This is a genomic window from Pedobacter sp. UBA4863 (genome assembly GCF_002399615.1).
Lineage (GTDB): Bacteria > Bacteroidota > Bacteroidia > Sphingobacteriales > Sphingobacteriaceae > Pedobacter.
In genome coordinates this window covers 257,334-275,211 of the sequence record NZ_DHDZ01000033.1, presented here as the reverse complement: position 1 = coordinate 275,211, position 17,878 = coordinate 257,334, and the positions used below count along the sequence as shown (strand labels likewise).

The 17,878-nt window shown below is 39.8% G+C and carries 9 protein-coding genes; 7 read left to right on the top strand and 2 right to left on the bottom strand.

The genetic code is table 11. The features are described 5' to 3' along the window. Positions 1–273: 273 nt before the first annotated feature. Positions 274–2,727 carry a T9SS type A sorting domain-containing protein gene (locus tag B3I52_RS07985; RefSeq protein ID WP_293300189.1) on the bottom strand — a complete coding sequence of 818 codons (2,454 nt, stop codon included), beginning with the start codon at positions 2,725–2,727 and terminating at the stop codon, positions 274–276. 468 nt (positions 2,728–3,195) lie between these two features. On the opposite strand from B3I52_RS07985, the gene gltB reads away from it, so the two are divergent. The 7 genes from gltB (at position 3,196) to B3I52_RS07950 (ending at position 16,853) form a co-directional block, all read left to right on the top strand. Then, complete coding sequence (gene gltB / locus B3I52_RS07980; protein ID WP_293300187.1) at positions 3,196–7,704, top strand: glutamate synthase large subunit; 4,509 nt, start codon at positions 3,196–3,198, stop codon at positions 7,702–7,704. Between the two features lies 1 nt (position 7,705). Next, positions 7,706–9,175, top strand: coding sequence for a glutamate synthase subunit beta (locus B3I52_RS07975; RefSeq protein ID WP_293300185.1), 1,470 nt, complete (start codon positions 7,706–7,708; stop codon positions 9,173–9,175). A 390-nt stretch (positions 9,176–9,565) separates the two neighbouring features. Then, the gene (locus tag B3I52_RS07970; RefSeq protein WP_293300184.1) at positions 9,566–10,645 is read left to right on the top strand and encodes a hypothetical protein; all 1,080 of its coding nucleotides are present in this window, start codon (positions 9,566–9,568) and stop codon (positions 10,643–10,645) included. A 464-nt stretch (positions 10,646–11,109) separates the two neighbouring features. Further along, the gene (locus tag B3I52_RS07965; protein WP_293300182.1) at positions 11,110–14,124 is read left to right on the top strand and encodes an Ig-like domain-containing protein; all 3,015 of its coding nucleotides are present in this window, start codon (positions 11,110–11,112) and stop codon (positions 14,122–14,124) included. A 32-nt stretch (positions 14,125–14,156) separates the two neighbouring features. After that, entirely contained in the window at positions 14,157–14,912 is a 756-nt protein-coding gene (locus tag B3I52_RS07960) for a hypothetical protein (RefSeq protein WP_293300180.1), read from the top strand. A gap of 21 nt (positions 14,913–14,933) precedes the next feature. Next, positions 14,934–15,860 carry a gliding motility-associated C-terminal domain-containing protein gene (locus tag B3I52_RS07955; protein WP_293300178.1) on the top strand — a complete coding sequence of 309 codons (927 nt, stop codon included), beginning with the start codon at positions 14,934–14,936 and terminating at the stop codon, positions 15,858–15,860. After that, positions 15,861–16,853 (top strand): PorP/SprF family type IX secretion system membrane protein, encoded by a 993-nt coding sequence (locus tag B3I52_RS07950; RefSeq protein WP_293300177.1) that lies wholly within the window; start codon positions 15,861–15,863, stop codon positions 16,851–16,853. 85 nt (positions 16,854–16,938) lie between these two features. Here B3I52_RS07950 and B3I52_RS07945 read toward each other — a convergent pair whose 3' ends face one another. Further along, a complete protein-coding gene (locus B3I52_RS07945) occupies positions 16,939–17,670 on the bottom strand; it encodes a polyprenol monophosphomannose synthase (protein ID WP_293300176.1) in 732 nt (243 codons plus the stop codon). Positions 17,671–17,878 lie beyond the last annotated feature (208 nt).

The window sequence follows — 17,878 nt, the reverse complement described above, 5'->3', positions numbered from 1 at the left end:
GCTGGAGATAGCTTCTAAAATCTACTTTCAGCTAATTTTCGGCCTCTAATTTTTTCACAATTTATTCATTTATTTCTATTGGTGTTTAAGAGCGCTTACGCGGTTTTCGGATTGCACCAATAAGCCAAAGCAATTCCTTGTAAGAAACCTGCGAAGCAAGTATAATAACTATATAATAATCAGTTAAATATGTGAAAAATTCACCTTGTATTAAACAAATAAGGGCACATATTTACATGCACCCTCTGTTTATTTGTTAATAATTGGGATTAGTTATTTAGCAATGCTAATGGTTCTTTTTTCTGTAGTGTTACCGTTATTAATAACTACAATATATACACCAGCGGTTAAATTGCTGACGTTTAATAGTGCGCCTTGTAAAGCGGCTTGCTTTTTAAAAGATTGTGATAGCACTTTTTTACCTGTAACCGAAAACAACTCTATAGATATTTGCTCATTTTGAGGCTGTGCCACCTTTACGGTTAATACATTTTTTGCTGGAACAGGGTAAATTGATATTTCGTTATTACTTAGATTAAAGTTGAACGATTTTACCGACAGTATTTTCTTTGTACCGTCTAAGTCTATTTGCGACAGCCTGTAATAAGAAGTGCCATTTAAAGGTTTGCTATCGGTATAGCTATAATTAGCCGTATTAGTGGTGTTTCCTGAAGAGTTTTTGTGGCCAATAATTTCAAAACTTTCACCATCTGCGCTTCTTTCAATGATAAATTTTTCGTTGTTGGTTTCCGAAGCAACTTTCCATGTCAATTGAGCGCCAGATTTAATGTGCTGTATGCTAAACGAAATTAAATCTACAGGTAATACTTCCGGAGACAATGCGTGAGCCTCGTAAGCGCCTAAATCAATAATGTTCTCAAGTAGTCTTGAGTTGCCTGCTAGGTCTATAGAATCGCTGGTAAAAGTTAAATCAGCTTCGGTAGTTGCTCCCGTTGTACTACGGTTAAATATCTTTATCGGGTTTAAACCTCCATTAATTGCCGGATTTGAGTAGTCCTGAACAGAGGCTTTCGGTGTTAAGCGTAAAAAATGAGAACTATTAGGGTTGGTGCTCTTAAAAATGCTACCGATTTGGCTTCCTATAACAACAGAAGCATCGCTTTCATTTGTAGTACCATTGCCATCTACAAATATCGTGTGTCTAGTAGCGCTTTGCGAAGAGAGGGGCGAGCCACTGGTTTCTCCGGCAGTTGCAATATTTTCTAAGGCTGACGGTGCAGTGTTTGCTGCAAAAATGCAATTAACAATGTATCTTAATAAATCGCCGCGATAAGCCCCCGAACTTGTAAAATGTATAGCTGCGCCACCACCAATTTCTCTTTTTGGAGAGGTTGTAGTTACTATCGAAGTTTCAGTGATTGCGTTTTTATAAAAGGTATTGTTTGCTATAATAATAGGGCAGGCTGCGGTTACAGATATGGCGGCGCCGTAATATTTTACGCTGTTATTGTAAAAAATGTTATTGCTAATTAAAAAGCTCTGATTGTAATCTGAATTGTTTTTATTCGAATGTCGGTACTCTAGTGCTGCGCCGCTAATTTCGGCGGTATTATTGCTGAAATAACTGTTTTTAATGTACGAGTTGCTATTGTCTGAAGCGGTGATGATGATTGCGCCTCCTCTGGCTGTAGAGCTGTTGCTATCAAAACTACTATTTATAATCTTAATCCATCCATTTGAATTACTTGGACCATTGTTCGCAGTGAAGAGTATGGCACCGCCGCCCTTTTCTACCACTCTGCTACTGGAATTATCATCATCAAAATTGTAAGAGTTTGTGATTACAGGCCAAACTTTATTATTGTTGAAGATGCTGTTGGTAATGGTTGCTTTTACGTTATTTTCTAATCTTAAAGCACCACCTGCTACATTCGATTCGTTGTTTGTGAACTTAACATTGTTGATGTTTAAGGTTACATAGTTATTATAGTCTGCTTTTGCAAATATTGCACCCCCTTGCGACACTGCAGTGTTGTTCTGTTTGTTGTCGGTAAAAATAGTGTTTTCAATTTCAATGGTAGCATCATCTACAGCATAAATACAAGTGCCTCTAACCGAGGTGCCTCCAGTGCTAATGTTGTTGTAGAATTTACTGTTGTTTTTTATGGTTAATGTGGCACCGCCTGGTACGTTTATGCTTCCTAAGTTGGCCCAGCAATTATATATTTCAACTTTGTTTAGCTCTATATTAGGTTTCGAAGCAAGATATATCGCTGCGCCAGTTACAGTATGATCGCTAACGTTCGAAGAATTGTTTCTTCCATTGGTGATGTGGATGTTATCTAATAATATTTTATCGCTTGCGTCAGCATGAGTGTAATTTGCAAACAGTACGTGTAAACTGTACTTGTTGTCAGGTTGTTGTCCCGAAAGTATGGTTGGGTTACTCACGTTTCTATCTGTTAATAGCAATTCGTTTCCAGAAAAACCACCATAAATTTTAACGCCTGCTTTTAAAATAAAAGTATTGTAAATGTCGTTAGTTTGATTCGCTGGATATTTTGCGCTAGGAGTATATGTGCCAGCCTTTATCCAAATCTCATCGCCCTTTGCGCTTGCATTTACTGCAGCTTGTAAGTCCATGGTTTGCGACCAAGATGAGCCGTTGTTACCAACAACTCCATCAGTAGAAACCCTTCTTATCGTCTGTCCATGTACAACTAATTGTACTGTTAAGAGAAAAAGTAAAATGTAGTTTTTTTTCATCAATTTAAAATTTTGTTGTGTATGTATCTAAGCTAATTTATAAGTCATTTACAGCTTAGTTACAGCCACTTTATGAAACCTACTGTTTTGGCTGATGAAATAACTAGGTTAATTTATAAAGGAAAATATGTTTTTGCTTATTCAGTAGAGTTTTAGGGCTTACAAGTGTTGTTGGTTTGAAAAGTTATGATGCTGGTTCAATATTTATCAAGGCATAGGTGCTAATACCAATTAGTTTTACCTTTTGTATGAGAAGAAATAGCTCATAAATGTTTTAATTAAAATTTTGTGTTTTTGCTATTTGATAAAATTTTAATTGCAAACGTTTTCTTTTAATAAATTTTCAATTTGTTGTAGTTTTTTTGCTAGTTATATTGTTTTATTGGTAATTTTTTATAAAAAATGTAATTCGTTGATATTTTTATGTATCTTAGTGTTAATTACACACTAACTACAACCAGCTAATAAATGGAAAATTTAAACGAACAACAAGGGCTGTATCGCAGTAGTTTCGAGCACGATGCCTGCGGTATTGGCTTTGTTGCCCATGTGAAAGGGCGAAAATCACATCAAAACATTACAGATGCGCTAACCATTTTGGAGAATTTGGACCACCGTGGCGCATGTGGTGCCGAACCTAATACCGGAGATGGTGCCGGTATCATGATACAGGTTCCCCACGAATTTTTATTTGACGAATGCTTACGTACAGGATTTAGCTTGCCTCAATATGGCGACTATGGCGTAGGTATGCTCTTTATGCCTAAAGAAATTAGGGCTAGAGAAGAATGTCGTGAAATTATTTATCGCACAGCAGAAAAGCTGGGTTTTGAGGTATTGGGCTTTCGCAAAGTTCATGTAGATACTACTGATATTGGCCAAATGGCCCTTTCTGTGGAGCCTGAAATTGAGCAGGTTTTCGTATCTCGCCCTTACCACATTGCTGCTGGTGCCGATTTTGAACGTAAGTTATTCGTGCTTAAAACTTACGTAACCAAAACTATTTACAATTCTGTAAAGGATAGTAAGCAAGATTTTTACATAGCGTCGTTTTCGTCGCGAACCATTGTGTACAAAGGACAGCTTACCTCTTTACAAGTACGTACCTATTACACCGAGCTTAGCGATAAGCGCATGGTTTCGGCCTTCGGTTTAGTACATTCTCGTTTTGCAACCAACACTTTCCCGTCTTGGCGTTTGGCGCAACCATTTAGGCATATTGCCCATAATGGCGAAATCAATACGTTACAAGGTAATTTGAACTGGTTTCGTTCTAGTGTGAAATCATTTGCATCACCTTATTTTACTCCGGAGGAGTTGAATATGATTTTGCCGGTGATCGACGAAACTCAGTCAGACTCGGGATGTTTAGATAATGTAGTTGAATTACTATTGCATGCTGGCCGTTCGTTGCCGCATGTGTTAATGATGTTAATACCAGAAGCATGGGACGGAAACAAGGATATGGATCCGATGAAAAGTGCTTTCTATCAATTCCATGCTTCGTTAATGGAGCCTTGGGATGGGCCAGCAGCAATTGCTTTTACTGATGGTAATTTGATTGGGGCCACTTTAGATAGAAATGGCTTACGTCCGTCGCGTTACGCATTGACCAGTGATGATAGAGTGATCATGGCATCTGAATCGGGAGCGGTTGAGATTGACCAAAGCACTGTGGTCGAAAAAGGTAGGTTAACTCCTGGAAAAATGTTTGTAGTTGACATGGAGCAGGGGCGTATCATTAGCGATGATGAGATTAAGCAACAAGTTTGCGGTCGTCGTCCGTATGCCGATTGGATTAACCAATATCAAATTAAATTGGAAGAATTGCCTGAGCCAAGGGTAATGTTCACCAATTTATCAGAAGAATCTATTTTCAATTACCAACAGGTATTTGGCTATACCAGAGAAGATATCGATCTGTTGATTAAGCCAATGGCGATAGAAGGTAAAGAAGCTATTGGTTCGATGGGTACAGACACGCCTTTAGCGGTGCTGTCTAAGCAACCTCAACACTTGTCTTCTTATTTTAAACAGTTGTTTGCCCAGGTAACCAACCCGCCAATCGATCCAATTCGTGAGCGAGTGGTGATGAGTTTGGCTGGTTTTATGGGAAACAATGGTAATCTATTGGAAGAAAACCCAATGCAATGTCACTGTGTGGGGATCAAACATCCAATATTAACCAATCAAGAATTAGAAAAACTAAGAAGTATTGATACAGGCTTGTTCCAGTCTAAAACCCTACAAATGTATTTTAGGGCCGATGGAAAAGCTGGATCATTGCAAAAGGCTTTAGATCGTTTGTGCCGTTACGCAGTGGATGCTGTGGAAGACGGTTTCCAGGTGATTATTTTGAGCGATAGAGCATTGGATTCTACACACGCCGCAATTCCTTCTTTATTGGCAGTTTCTTCAGTACATCACCACTTAATTAGAAAAGGTTACAGAGGTGCGGTAGGTATTGTTATAGAGGCTGGAGATGTTTGGGAAGTACACCATTTCGCTACCTTAATTGGTTTTGGTGCTACGGCCGTAAACCCTTATTTAGCTTTAGAAACCATCAATACTTTCCAAAAAGAGAGTGACTTAACACAAGATCAGTTAAATTACAACTATATCAAATCTGTAAAAGATGGCTTGTTAAAGATTTTCTCTAAAATGGGGATTTCTACCTTACAATCTTACCACGGTGCGCAAATTTTCGAGATCTTAGGTTTAAATCAACAAGTAGTATCCACTTATTTCACAGGTGCGGTTTCTCGTATTGGTGGCTTAGGTTTAGATGAAATTGCGCAAGAAGCATTAATTAAACACAACCGTATTTTCGGTAAACATACCCAAACAGAGCGTATTTTAACGGCTGGTGGTACTTACAAATGGAGAAGACGTGGGGAGAAACATTTATTCAACCCAGAAACTATTCACTTATTGCAAAATGCGACCCGTAGAAACGATTTTACTACGTTTAAAAAATACTCGAAGTTAGTAAACGAGCAAACCACACAGGCTTACACCATTAGAGGTTTGTTCGAATTCAATTATTCCCGTCCTTCTATTAGTATTGATGAGGTAGAACCGATTGAAAACATCTTCAAAAGATTTGCTACAGGAGCCATGTCTTTCGGATCAATTTCTCACGAGGCACACTCTACTTTAGCTATCGCGATGAATAGAATTGGCGGTAAAAGTAACACGGGCGAGGGCGGTGAGGATGAAATCCGTTACCAAACTTTAGAGAATGGCGATTCAATGCGTTCGTCGATCAAGCAAATTGCTTCGGCTCGTTTTGGGGTAACCAGTTACTATTTAACCAATGCCGACGAGTTACAGATTAAAATGGCTCAAGGTGCAAAACCTGGAGAAGGTGGTCAATTACCTGGTCACAAAGTGGATGACTGGATCGCAAAAGTTCGTCATGCTACGCCAGGTGTAGGTTTAATTTCACCACCTCCACACCACGATATCTATTCTATCGAAGATTTAGCACAGCTGATTTACGATTTGAAAAATGCCAACCGTGCGGCTAGAATTAACGTGAAGTTGGTTTCTAAAGCAGGTGTGGGTACTATTGCTGCTGGTGTGGCTAAAGCTCATGCCGATGTAGTTTTAGTTTCAGGTTACGATGGTGGTACAGGAGCTTCTCCTTTAACTTCGGTGCAACACGCTGGCTTGCCTTGGGAACTTGGTTTGGCAGAAGCGCACCAAACTTTGGTTAAAAACCGTTTAAGAAGTAGGGTAGTGCTACAAACTGATGGTCAGTTGAAAACTGGCAAAGATATCGTAATTGCTACTTTACTAGGTGCTGAAGAATGGGGTGTAGCAACTGCGGCTTTGGTAACTGCGGGTTGTATCATGATGCGTAAGTGTCATTTGAATACTTGCCCAGTTGGCGTAGCTACGCAAGATCCTAACTTGAGAAAGTTATTTACTGGCGATGCCGATCACGTAGTAAACTTGTTCAAATTCTTAGCGCAAGAAGTTCGCGAATTGATGGCTGAATTAGGTTTCAGAACTGTGAACGAAATGGTAGGTCAATCTGATTTGTTGAAAGTAAGAGAATTTGCAGAAGCAGATTGGAAACTAAAGCATGTAGATTTATCGCCAATCTTGTACAAAGAACCTGCAAACGGACAACCTTTATACAACACAGAAGCGCAAGATCACGGTTTAGATAAAGTATTGGATCATCAGTTAATTGCTGCTGCGCAGCCGGCTATTAAAAATAACGAGCCGGTATTTGCCAACTTCGATGTGAAAAATACAGATCGTTCTATCGGTACCATGTTATCTAATGAGATTTCTAAAGTTCACAAAAGTGCAGGTTTACCAGCAGATACCATCAACTTTAAATGCTTCGGTTCTGCCGGACAAAGTTTCGGTGCTTTCGCTACTAAAGGCTTAACATTAACTTTAGAAGGCGAAGGTAACGATTACGTAGGCAAGGGTTTATCTGGAGCTAAAGTAGTAGTTTATCCTTTCTCAAATATCAACTACGTGCCAGAACAAAATATCATTATTGGTAACGTAGCGCTTTACGGTGCAACCTCTGGCGAGTTGTATGCTCGTGGTAAAGCAGGAGAACGTTTCGCAGTACGTAACTCTGGAGCTACAGCAGTAGTGGAAGGAGTGGGCGATCACGGTTGTGAGTACATGACTGGTGGTGAGGTGTTAATTTTAGGAGATACAGGAAGCAACTTTGCCGCAGGTATGAGTGGTGGTATCGCTTGGATTTACGACACCAGCAAAACTTTCGCTAACAAATGCAACTTGGAAATGGTGGATCTAGATCCGTTACAACAAGAGGATGAGGAAAGAATCACTACGTTATTGAAAAACCACTTGAGGTTAACTAGCAGTAAGGTAGCAGAATTTATCCTTAGCGATTGGGAAAATCAGGCTAAACATTTCGTGAAAGTATTCCCTAAAGAGTACAAAGCAGTTTTATTACAACGTCAACAAGTAAAAGTTAATTAAGATGGGAAAAGTGACAGGATTTTTTGAATACGAGAGAGTTTCGCCTTCAAAACAAGCGCCTCAAGAGCGTTTAAATCACTACAATGAGTTTGTATCGCTATTGCCATCTGAGGAGTTGAACAGACAATCTGGTCGTTGCATGGATTGTGGCGTGCCTTTTTGCCAATCGGGTTGCCCGTTGGGTAACGTTATTCCAGAATTTAACGACGCAGTTTATCAAGGTAAATGGTTGCAAGCGGCCGAGATTTTATTAAGTACCAACAATTTTCCTGAGTTTACTGGAAGGATTTGTCCAGCACCTTGCGAAAGCGCTTGCGTGTTAGGTATCAACAAATCTCCAGTTTCAATTGAAGAAATTGAAAAGCATATCATTGAAATTGCATTCGAAAAAGGTTATATTAAAGCCAATGAGCCATTAATTAGAACAGGTAAAAAGGTTGCTGTGGTAGGCTCTGGTCCTGCGGGATTAGCTGCTGCCGCACAATTGAACAAAGCTGGTCACGAAGTAGTAGTTTACGAACGCGATGATGTAGCTGGTGGATTGCTTCGTTATGGTATTCCTGATTTTAAACTACAGAAAGATGTGGTAGAAAGAAGGATCAAATTGATGGAGGAAGAGGGCATTACTTTTCAATACAATGCTAACGTAGGTGAGAATATTGAAATCAGTACACTTTTACGCGATTTTCAAGCGATTGTATTAGCTGGGGGCTCTACGATTCCTCGTGATTTGAACTTGCCAGGAAGAGACGCAAAAGGAGTTCATTTCGCCATGGATTTCTTGAAGCAGCAAAACAAGCGTGTAAGTGGTCGTAAGATCGAAACTGAAGAAATTACCGCTAAAAGCAAGAACGTGATTGTAATTGGTGGTGGAGATACGGGTTCAGATTGTATCGGAACTTCAAATCGTCATGGTGCAAAGTCGGTAACTCAGTTTGAGATCATGCCAATGCCACCGCAAATGCGTACAGTGCACATGCCTTGGCCTAGTTATCCAATGTTGTTGAAAATTACTACTTCTCACGAAGAAGGCGCACAACGTGCTTGGTCGGTAAATACCAAAGAATACATTAAAGATGAGCAAGGTAATTTAAAAGCTTTGAAAGTGATTGATGTAGAATGGGATATTGATACCGCAACTGGACGACCGCTTGGCTTTAAAGAAGTTCCAGGAACAGAGAAAGAATATCCTTGTGAATTGGTGCTTTTAGCAATGGGTTTCTTACATCCTCAAAAAGAAGGCTTAATTGAAAAATTAGGTGTAGAGTTGGATGAAAGAGGAAACGTAAAGGCTGTTGAAGGTCAGTACCAAACCAATATTCCTAAGATTTTTGCCGCTGGCGATATGCGCAGAGGTCAATCTTTAGTGGTTTGGGCTATTTCTGAAGGAAGGGAAACTGCTCGTAAAGTAGATGAGCACTTGATGGGTTTTAGTAAACTACCGTCTAAAGATGCCGTAGCTTACGCATAATTTTTTAGTCTTATGCTTTAATAAGAGTAGAGTGCCCGTTTTTACGGGCACTTTTTGTAGGTTGCTATCAGGAAATGAATTTAAGAAACTGTTTAAATTTTGGTCAAATAAATATGTATGGACGGCGCCCTTCCGCCCTCTGCAGGTGGGGCAACGTTTGGCGTCCCCGCCAACGCTTAACTCAATGACATTGGAAGGGAGGCAGGGAGAATAATTAAAAAAAACATAACATATTATATATCAATTTTTATAATAATGATGCACTACGGGTATTTATTTGTTTTTAAATAGCTTCTAGTTTTAACAGACCTTTGGTATAAAATTACAGACTAGTAATAAAGAAGCTTGTTAACCTTGGCTTTAAATATGAAATAATCTATAATGTTGTTTATGAAATTTAAAAGAAAATATACACTGTATTTGTTACCGGCGTTCCTATTTGTTGGCGTGTCATTTAATAAAAAAACGGTAGAAAAGCCATTTGTTTACGAAGGGAAAACCTATAAGCCTGGCGATACTGTGTTTGGTTTTAAAAAATATATTAAGCTGGTAGTAGGTGATGGCGATGCGCCATTATTATTGGGTGTGCCGCACGATGGAACGCTGATCGGAAATCCGGAAATTCCGGAAACGGGAACTACGGGGAGAGATGTGAACACCTTGCCTTTAGCATTTGAAATTGCTAGTAATTTTAAAGCGGCCACAAAAAAGAGAGCTTGGATAATCATTAATAGTGTGGGTAGAAAAAGAGTAGATCCAAATATTTTTCCAAACGAAGTTGAAAAACGCTTTACAAACCAAGATGCCAGAAGTACTTACGATAGCTACCATAATTTATTAGCTGCCGCCAGAGGATATATTGCCGAAGCGCAGCGCAATGGTAAAGGAGCCCTGTTTTTAGATTTGCATGGGCACGCACATCGGTACCAGCTTGAGCAACCTTTTGTTTCTGTAAAGGGTGCATCGTTAAATAGTAAATTTATAGATCAAACCGAATTGGGTTATGGTTTAAGTAATTTTGCTATTTCGCAAAACGATGCATATCTCGATAAATTGGCCGATTCGTCTTCAATTGCGGCTATTGCAAAGCGCAATCCACAGGTGCCTTTCTCACAAATAATTAGGGGGCCTTACAGTTTTGGCGGATTGCTCGAGTCTGAAAAAGTGATTGCTGTTCCTGCTACGAATATCCGTGTACTAGAGCCTAATGCAGAACTTTTTGGGGTTGATTCTAAGGGGCAGGCCAAAAGAAGGCCTTATTTTAATGGAGGTTATTGTACTCGGAAATACGGAACAACTGTTTTAGGAATTGTTACAGGTTTTGATGATAACATATCTTCGATACAAGCGGAAACGCCTGGAATAACCGTTAGAAATAATAAAGCTATCGTAGAGGTGTCTGCCGAAAGATTTTCGAGGGCTATTGTAAATTTTCTTAACAAGTGGTACGGATATAATTACAAAAATTGACAAGCTTGTTTAAGAGATAAGTTGTTTAATGGGGAATGGCATGGCTACCAAAGGTTGTTGTGCTGTCCTTTGCAGATTCCTTGCTGCTTAACTTGTTTTATGGTTGAGTTTTAATAAAATCTTAGTCGTTGCACGAAAAATGTAACGACTTTTTTATTGTGTAAAACTGGGGAATTAAAGTAGCTGTTTTGTAGGTGTTTAGTCGAGTGTAGGTTAGTTTTTTGGGTAATTTTATGCGCTAATAAGTGGTCTTATTTTTGTTTTTACAAATAAATGTGGAAATAATTTCGCGTTTTGGGAAAATAGATTTATTTTCGATACGATAATTCAAATAAAAATTGCTCTCTTTTTATAATTATTAACCAAACACAATTACATAAAAGGAGACGCTTTTTTTGTTAGAATTTGTTCCCAAAAGAACGAAAGTCGTACAGAATTTTAGCGTATATATTTCATTATACCCTATGTTTAGGCGCTTTACGTTAAATTCTGTACTAGCTACATTACTGGCCAAATTGGGCAAGTATGCAAGTGTTGTAGTAGGATGCTTAGCGCTATTTTTCTCTAATGTTAGCGCACAAGTATGTGGTACATCGGGTATAGATGGACCAAGTAATAACACTAATCCCATTAATACCTATTATCCAATTTTAGGAGACAAGACGCTCAATGCTGGCGATAAATCTATTTTGTTAGAAGCGGTGCCGCCAACAGATGCGTACGGGAACAATTATGGTAATATTGGCATTAGAGCTGGAGATTTGATATTGATTATCCAAATGCAGGATGCATTGATAGATTTTACAGATGACCGTAAATATGGGGCTGGAATTAATGGTAGTGGAGCTGATGGTTTAGGTGGTACAGGTTATACTAATATTGGTTTTTCCGGAAAATTTGAATATGTAATAGCGTTAAACAGCCTTCCCATCACTGGCGGAACGCTTAATTTTCGTGGTGGTGCGCCAGGTGGTGGAGTTATAAATACCTATGTAAATGCTGCACCAACTACCATTCGGGGGCAAAGACGTTTCCAAATTGTAAGGGTGCCTCAATATTCTAACCTTACCTTAACATCCGATATTACCACAGTTCCCTACAATGGCAAGGCTGGAGGTGTTATTGCCTTTGATGTGGCGGGCAACATGAACTTTGGAGGCTTTAAAATAGATGCTTCTGAGAAAGGTTTTCGCGGTGGTTATGGACCGGTAGCGGGCTCGGCAAATAATACCAATAGTGTTTACGTAACTCCTTCATCTAGTACTACTTCGGTAGGTAAGGGCGAGGGCATAGCGGGTACGCCGCGTTACATGTTCGATGGTTATAAAGATTTTGACAGTGGTGCTGAAGGTTTGCCCGGTGGTTCGTATGGAAAAGGTGCTCCGGCCAATGGTGGTGGCGGTGGTAACGACCATAATGCTGGCGGCGGTGGCGGTGGTAACGGTGGACAGGGTGGCGTTGGTGGTCGTGGATGGGAAGGGCATGGCAATCCAAACACTTACCCCAATGGAGGTAGGCCAGGTATTGATATACCACAAGATATAACTAGGTTGATCATGGGCGGCGGTGGCGGCGGAGGCGATGCCAATAATGCTACAACCGGCGTAAAAGGAGGTGTTGGCGGTGGCATTATCTTGGTAAATGTAGAGCGAATTACAGGTACTGGTGTTATTTTAGCTAATGGCGGTAATGGGCAACGAGGTAATTTCGCAAACAGTCCTGATGGTGCTGGCGGTGGCGGTGCAGGTGGCACAGTTTTTATTCGTTCGCTGAGCAATAGCCCAGGCGTAATTTTAAATATCCAAGCCAATGGGGGAAGAGGTGGTAATACAGCAAATGATAATAATAATGAACATGGTCCTGGCGGCGGCGGCGGCGGCGGAGTAATCTATCATAATGTGCCTGGAGCAACAGCCATTAACACTTCTGTTGTCAAAGGACTGTCGGGTAGAGCAAATGATGGAGCTGGAATACGGCATTTTGCTGAAGATGGTACAGATGGTATTAAGTATGGTTTTGCTAATTCAGAACTACCTCCCCATTTACAAGGTGGAGGCCAAGTTTGTTACCCTGCGTTAACTACTACGCTTACTGAGGCTATACCAGGTACGCCTGGTAGCCGTAACCCAGGCAGTACCGCTACTTATACTTTGGTGCTTGCCAACAGTCTAAGTGGAGGTAATGCAGGCGGTGTACAGGCCGAACTGAAATTGCCTGCAGGTTTTACCATTACATCAATTACAGCAGTCTTAAATGGTGGTAGCGTAGGAGAGACCAATCCACCAGTTGCTTTAGTCGGTGGGATATATAAAATTGGCTCCCTCAATCTGGCCGATGCTTATAATATCACCCCAGGGGGTAATGTAACCTTTACCATCACGGTCGATATTGCAAACAACGTAACTGCTGGTATGCATCACGCAGATGCACAAGCTACTTATCTAGATCCTACACGTACACTAACCAATCCCGATAGAAGAGTAACGGCTGCTACTAATGCTTTTACTGGTAGTAATGCTACTTATGAAACTGGTGGTGCTGGCAACGTAAACGGTAGTAATTATAATGGCAGCTTAGTTGCGTCAACCGGCGAAGATGTGCATATCAATGCCAAACCAGTACCTGCCGATTTAGAAGACGGAGTGATAGAGTGCGATGATAAAGCTACGGGACAATTAACCGCAACAGACGTAGATGAAGTGCATACTCCTCAAAACTTAGTGTATTCTTTAGAAGGAACTTACGATACCACTAAGGGAACCTTAACTTTAAATGCCGACGGTACATTTCTTTTTCTTCCGGCTACAAGATTTTTTGGAACCATTACCATTCAGTTTAGGGTAACAGACCATCTAGGTGCTTATAATATAGGAACCTTAAAAATTAACCAACCAAAACCATTGCTAGATATAGCTGAAACGATTACCCATATTTCTGCATATGGAGCAAATGATGGGGCTATTACAGTAACCTCTAGTGGCGGTGTTGGGGTGCGAACGTACAGTTGGTTATATCCAGATGGTACAGTGGTCACTACTCAAAATATCAACAATTTGTTGCCAGGAACCTATAAGCTTACCATTACTGATGAGAACAGCTGTAAATATACTGAAGAATATATCATACGCGAACCTCCATTGGTAACCTTGTTGCCTACGCAGAGCATTTGCATAGGCACAACCATTGTAAACTTACCTTACACCAGTCCGCAGGTAAATCCTACTACTTACAGTATTATTTGGGATAGCGCAGCGCAGGCCGCAGGTTTGGTGAATGTTACCGATGCAGCCTTGCCGGCCATTGTGGCTCCACAAACTAACGCCAATATTATAATTACAGTACCCGCAACTATTGTGGTAAATACCTATAACGGCGTGTTAAGAGTGAAAAATTTAGCTGGCGATAGCAGTGGAGACCTTCCTTTTAGCATTGTCATTACACCTTACCCAGCAAAAGCACATATACAATTAATACAATAACATAAATAAAAATAAACAAAACCCTCAAAAAGATGAAAACAACAATTACCCGCACCGCATTAGCTACCTTAATTTTGCTTTTAAGCTTTACCATTTCAAGCTATGCACAAACTTATTATGATGTTTATATTTGTGGCAACAGATCTGTAAAGTTGCATACTCCAGAAGAAAGTACTTTAGTTAACGGCGACAAAGTACACTGGTTTGATGAGAATGACAATCCAATTGGTTTGCCAATTGCCTACAGTGGTCCAAATACCACAGATTTAGTAATACCAGCTGCTTTAGGTGTAGGTTTACATCAATATAAAACAAGAATCGAATCTTTAGGAGGCTGTTTGGGAGATCCATCCGAGCTTTATACCATTTACAAGCTACCTACCAAAACATTGGCACTTACCGAGAATAGGGCTGCTTATTGTGCAGAGGAAAGCAATAGTATAAAAGATGCTACCATTACGGCTACTACCACACCATTGTCGCCACTTCCTGCCGGATTTGAATATGCCTACACTTGGTCGGTTACTAAAAATGGTACGCCTTATGCGCCGTTATCAGATATAGGTACTTCAGATAACAGTGTAACAGACGTGAATAAATTTACCATGACGGTTAAAACAGCAGGTACCTATGTATTTAGCGCCACTGTAAAATATGTAAAAACAGTTGCCAATACAGGTGTTTTTGTTCAAGAAGATAACGATGGCTGTAGCGTAAGTCAAACTGCTACACAAACTATAACTGTTACGCCAAAACCGGTAAAACCAACTATTTCTGTGATTTACTAACCATTTGGGTTTATACCTAAAATGAATAGCCGTAAACTGATATTTTTAGTTGCGTTGCTTTTGCAGGTTGCTTATGCAAAAGCTCAAAACCCACCATCTCCTATAAGGGTTCCTTGGGGTACGCCAGTAACACTGAGTGCGTATGCTGATGGGAATAACTCTTATAAATGGTACAGGGATGGGAAAGCTATTGCCAATGAAAACCGTTCGCAATTAACGGTAAATGCTGCGGGCAACTATCAGGTACAGGCAATTAATCAGGGAGATTGCGGTTCAGATTTATCAGATGTTTTTCAAGTGATTTATGAATATTCAGATTTAGAAGTCATTAAAAAATCGGAACCGAGATATGTAGGGCCAAACGAAACATTTACCTACGAAATTACGGTAGAGAACAAAGGAAATACAGCTAATACCAACGTGCTGATGTTAGATCCGTTACCATCCAATTTGGTTTTTTTAGAAATTGTTGACGCCAGCTTAGGGAATGCCATTGAAGAAGCGGGGGTGATTAAATGGTCAATTCCATTACTACAAAGCGAACGTAAAGCAACACTAATTATTAAAGTGCAGGGTAAAGTTGCAGGTTTGGTAACAAATACAGCAAGAGTTGCTGGCGATCTGCACGACATAAATATGGGCAACAATACCTCTACCGATAGGAAAAAAATTATTGGAGATATTAAAGTGCCCAATGTAATTACACCAAACGGCGATGGTAAAAACGATGAGTTTAAAATAGACGGAATAGAGCTCTACAAAGAAAACTCTTTGGCCATATTTAACAGATGGGGAAATGAAGTTTTCAGGAGTTCGGGAGGTTATAAAAACAACTGGAACGGAGAAGGCTTAAGCGAAGGCACTTATTATTATGTATTAAAATTAGTGTCTAAAGAAGGCGCAAATAGTAGCGTAACGGGTTGGATAACATTATTAAGAGATAAATAGATGGATAGAAAAGGCAGACGTAATGTTATTTTATCAATAGGGCTAATGCTAATGAGTTTTAGTGTATTTGCACAGCAAGATGTCCAGTATAGTCAATATATTTTTAATGCAATTTACATCAATCCCGCGTATGCGGGTTACCGGGATAGGGTAAATTTAAATGCAACGTATAGAAATCAGTGGACTGGCATTAATGGTGCGCCAAAAAGCTTCTCGTTCGCAGTAGATGCGCTCATGCCTAACGAACGGGTAGGGCTTTCGCTCATTGTGGGCTCAGACCAACTTGGCGCACAAAAGAACCTGTCGGCCTATGCCAATTATGCCTATCGCTTTCCAATTAACGAAGACGAAACCTCAAAATTGGCATTTGGCTTAGGCGCAGGCTTTATGCAGTCGGGTATAGATGGCAATATGCTAGAAGCCAGTGATGCAGGAGATGAATATGTACCGACAGGAATGGTAAAGAAAATTATTCCGGATATACGTGCCGGCGTTTTTTACTCTGCCGAAAAGATGTATTTAGGTGCATCGGTAAACAATTTAATAGGTAAGTTAATCTTAGATAAAGCAAAGTTAGATTATAACTTTCCTACCCCAGAACCACATTATTACTTAACTGGTGGCGTATTAATTCCCTTAATAGAATATGAAATTGATTTTAAACCATTTTTCCTAATAAAAGATGATATTGCTGGGCCAACAGTACTAGACCTAAATGCGTTTTTTTTGTTTAAACAGAAAGTTTGGATTGGTGCCGGTTATAGAACAGGGGTTAAACTATACAATAAACCTGCGTTAGTAGGTAGCCCTAAAAATAAGAATGCCATTATGGGTATGGCCGAACTATTTATTAACGAGCGATTGCGTTTGGGCTATTCATACGACCATGCCACGGGTGGTTTAACGGGTTATAGTGGTGCTACACACGAAATTTCTATCAGTTGGAATTTTATGAACGAAAAAGAACGAAGAGTTAATTTTTGCTATTTCTAGGCCTTTATCTCCAATATTAGTTGTTACGGTATGCAGTATGTCCCAATTTCGTACTTAAAATTGGTAATGACGATGGGTGATAAATTTAAAGGGGGCGTTTATAATCCCTAAACCAACTGCTTATTTTCATTTGTATTACTCCCAAAAAGGCTTCCCTAAAAATCCGGGTACTCATTTTCGAGGTTCCTTCGGTTCTATCGGTAAAAATAATGGGTACTTCAACCACATTAAAACCGTACTTAATAGCCGTAAATTTCATCTCAATTTGAAAGGCATAACCCACAAACTTAATTTTATCCATAGGGATAGTTTCAAGTACTTGCCTACGGTAGCATTTAAAGCCTGCGGTGGCATCTTGTATGTTGATACGAGTAATAAAACGAACGTACATTGATGCAAAGTACGACATTAAAACACGTCCCATTGGCCAATTCACTACATTAACGCCTTTTACGTAACGGGAACCTATTGATAGGTCTGCGCCGTTTACGCAAGCTTCTCTTAATTTTACCAAATCGTCTGGGTTATGCGAAAAATCGGCGTCCATTTCGAAAATGTACTCGTGTTTTCTGGCTAGAGCCCATTTAAAGCCGTGAATATAAGCGGTACCCAAACCTAATTTGCCTTTTCGTTCTTCCAAATGCAACAACGGAAATTCGGCCTGCAGGTCTTTTACAATTTGAGCAGTTCCATCCGGAGAACCATCATCAATGATGAGTATCTCGAATAAAAAGGGCAACGAAAAAACTTTACGAATAATCTTTTCGATATTTTCTTTCTCGTTGTAAGTGGGGATGATGACTAGGCTGTCTGACAATGGAATTTACGATTTTAGATTTACGATTTGTGTAGTGCGAAATTAACAAATTTAAACCGATGTTTATGCTGGGAAACTGTTTAAATTTCGAAGAGAATAAATACTTAGGCGGGTGTCCCCACCAAACTTAACCTGTTAAATGGTTATCCCATTTTTAAACAGTTTTTGAGCTATCTCGTTAAATCGTGTTAAACTATCTGATATCGCC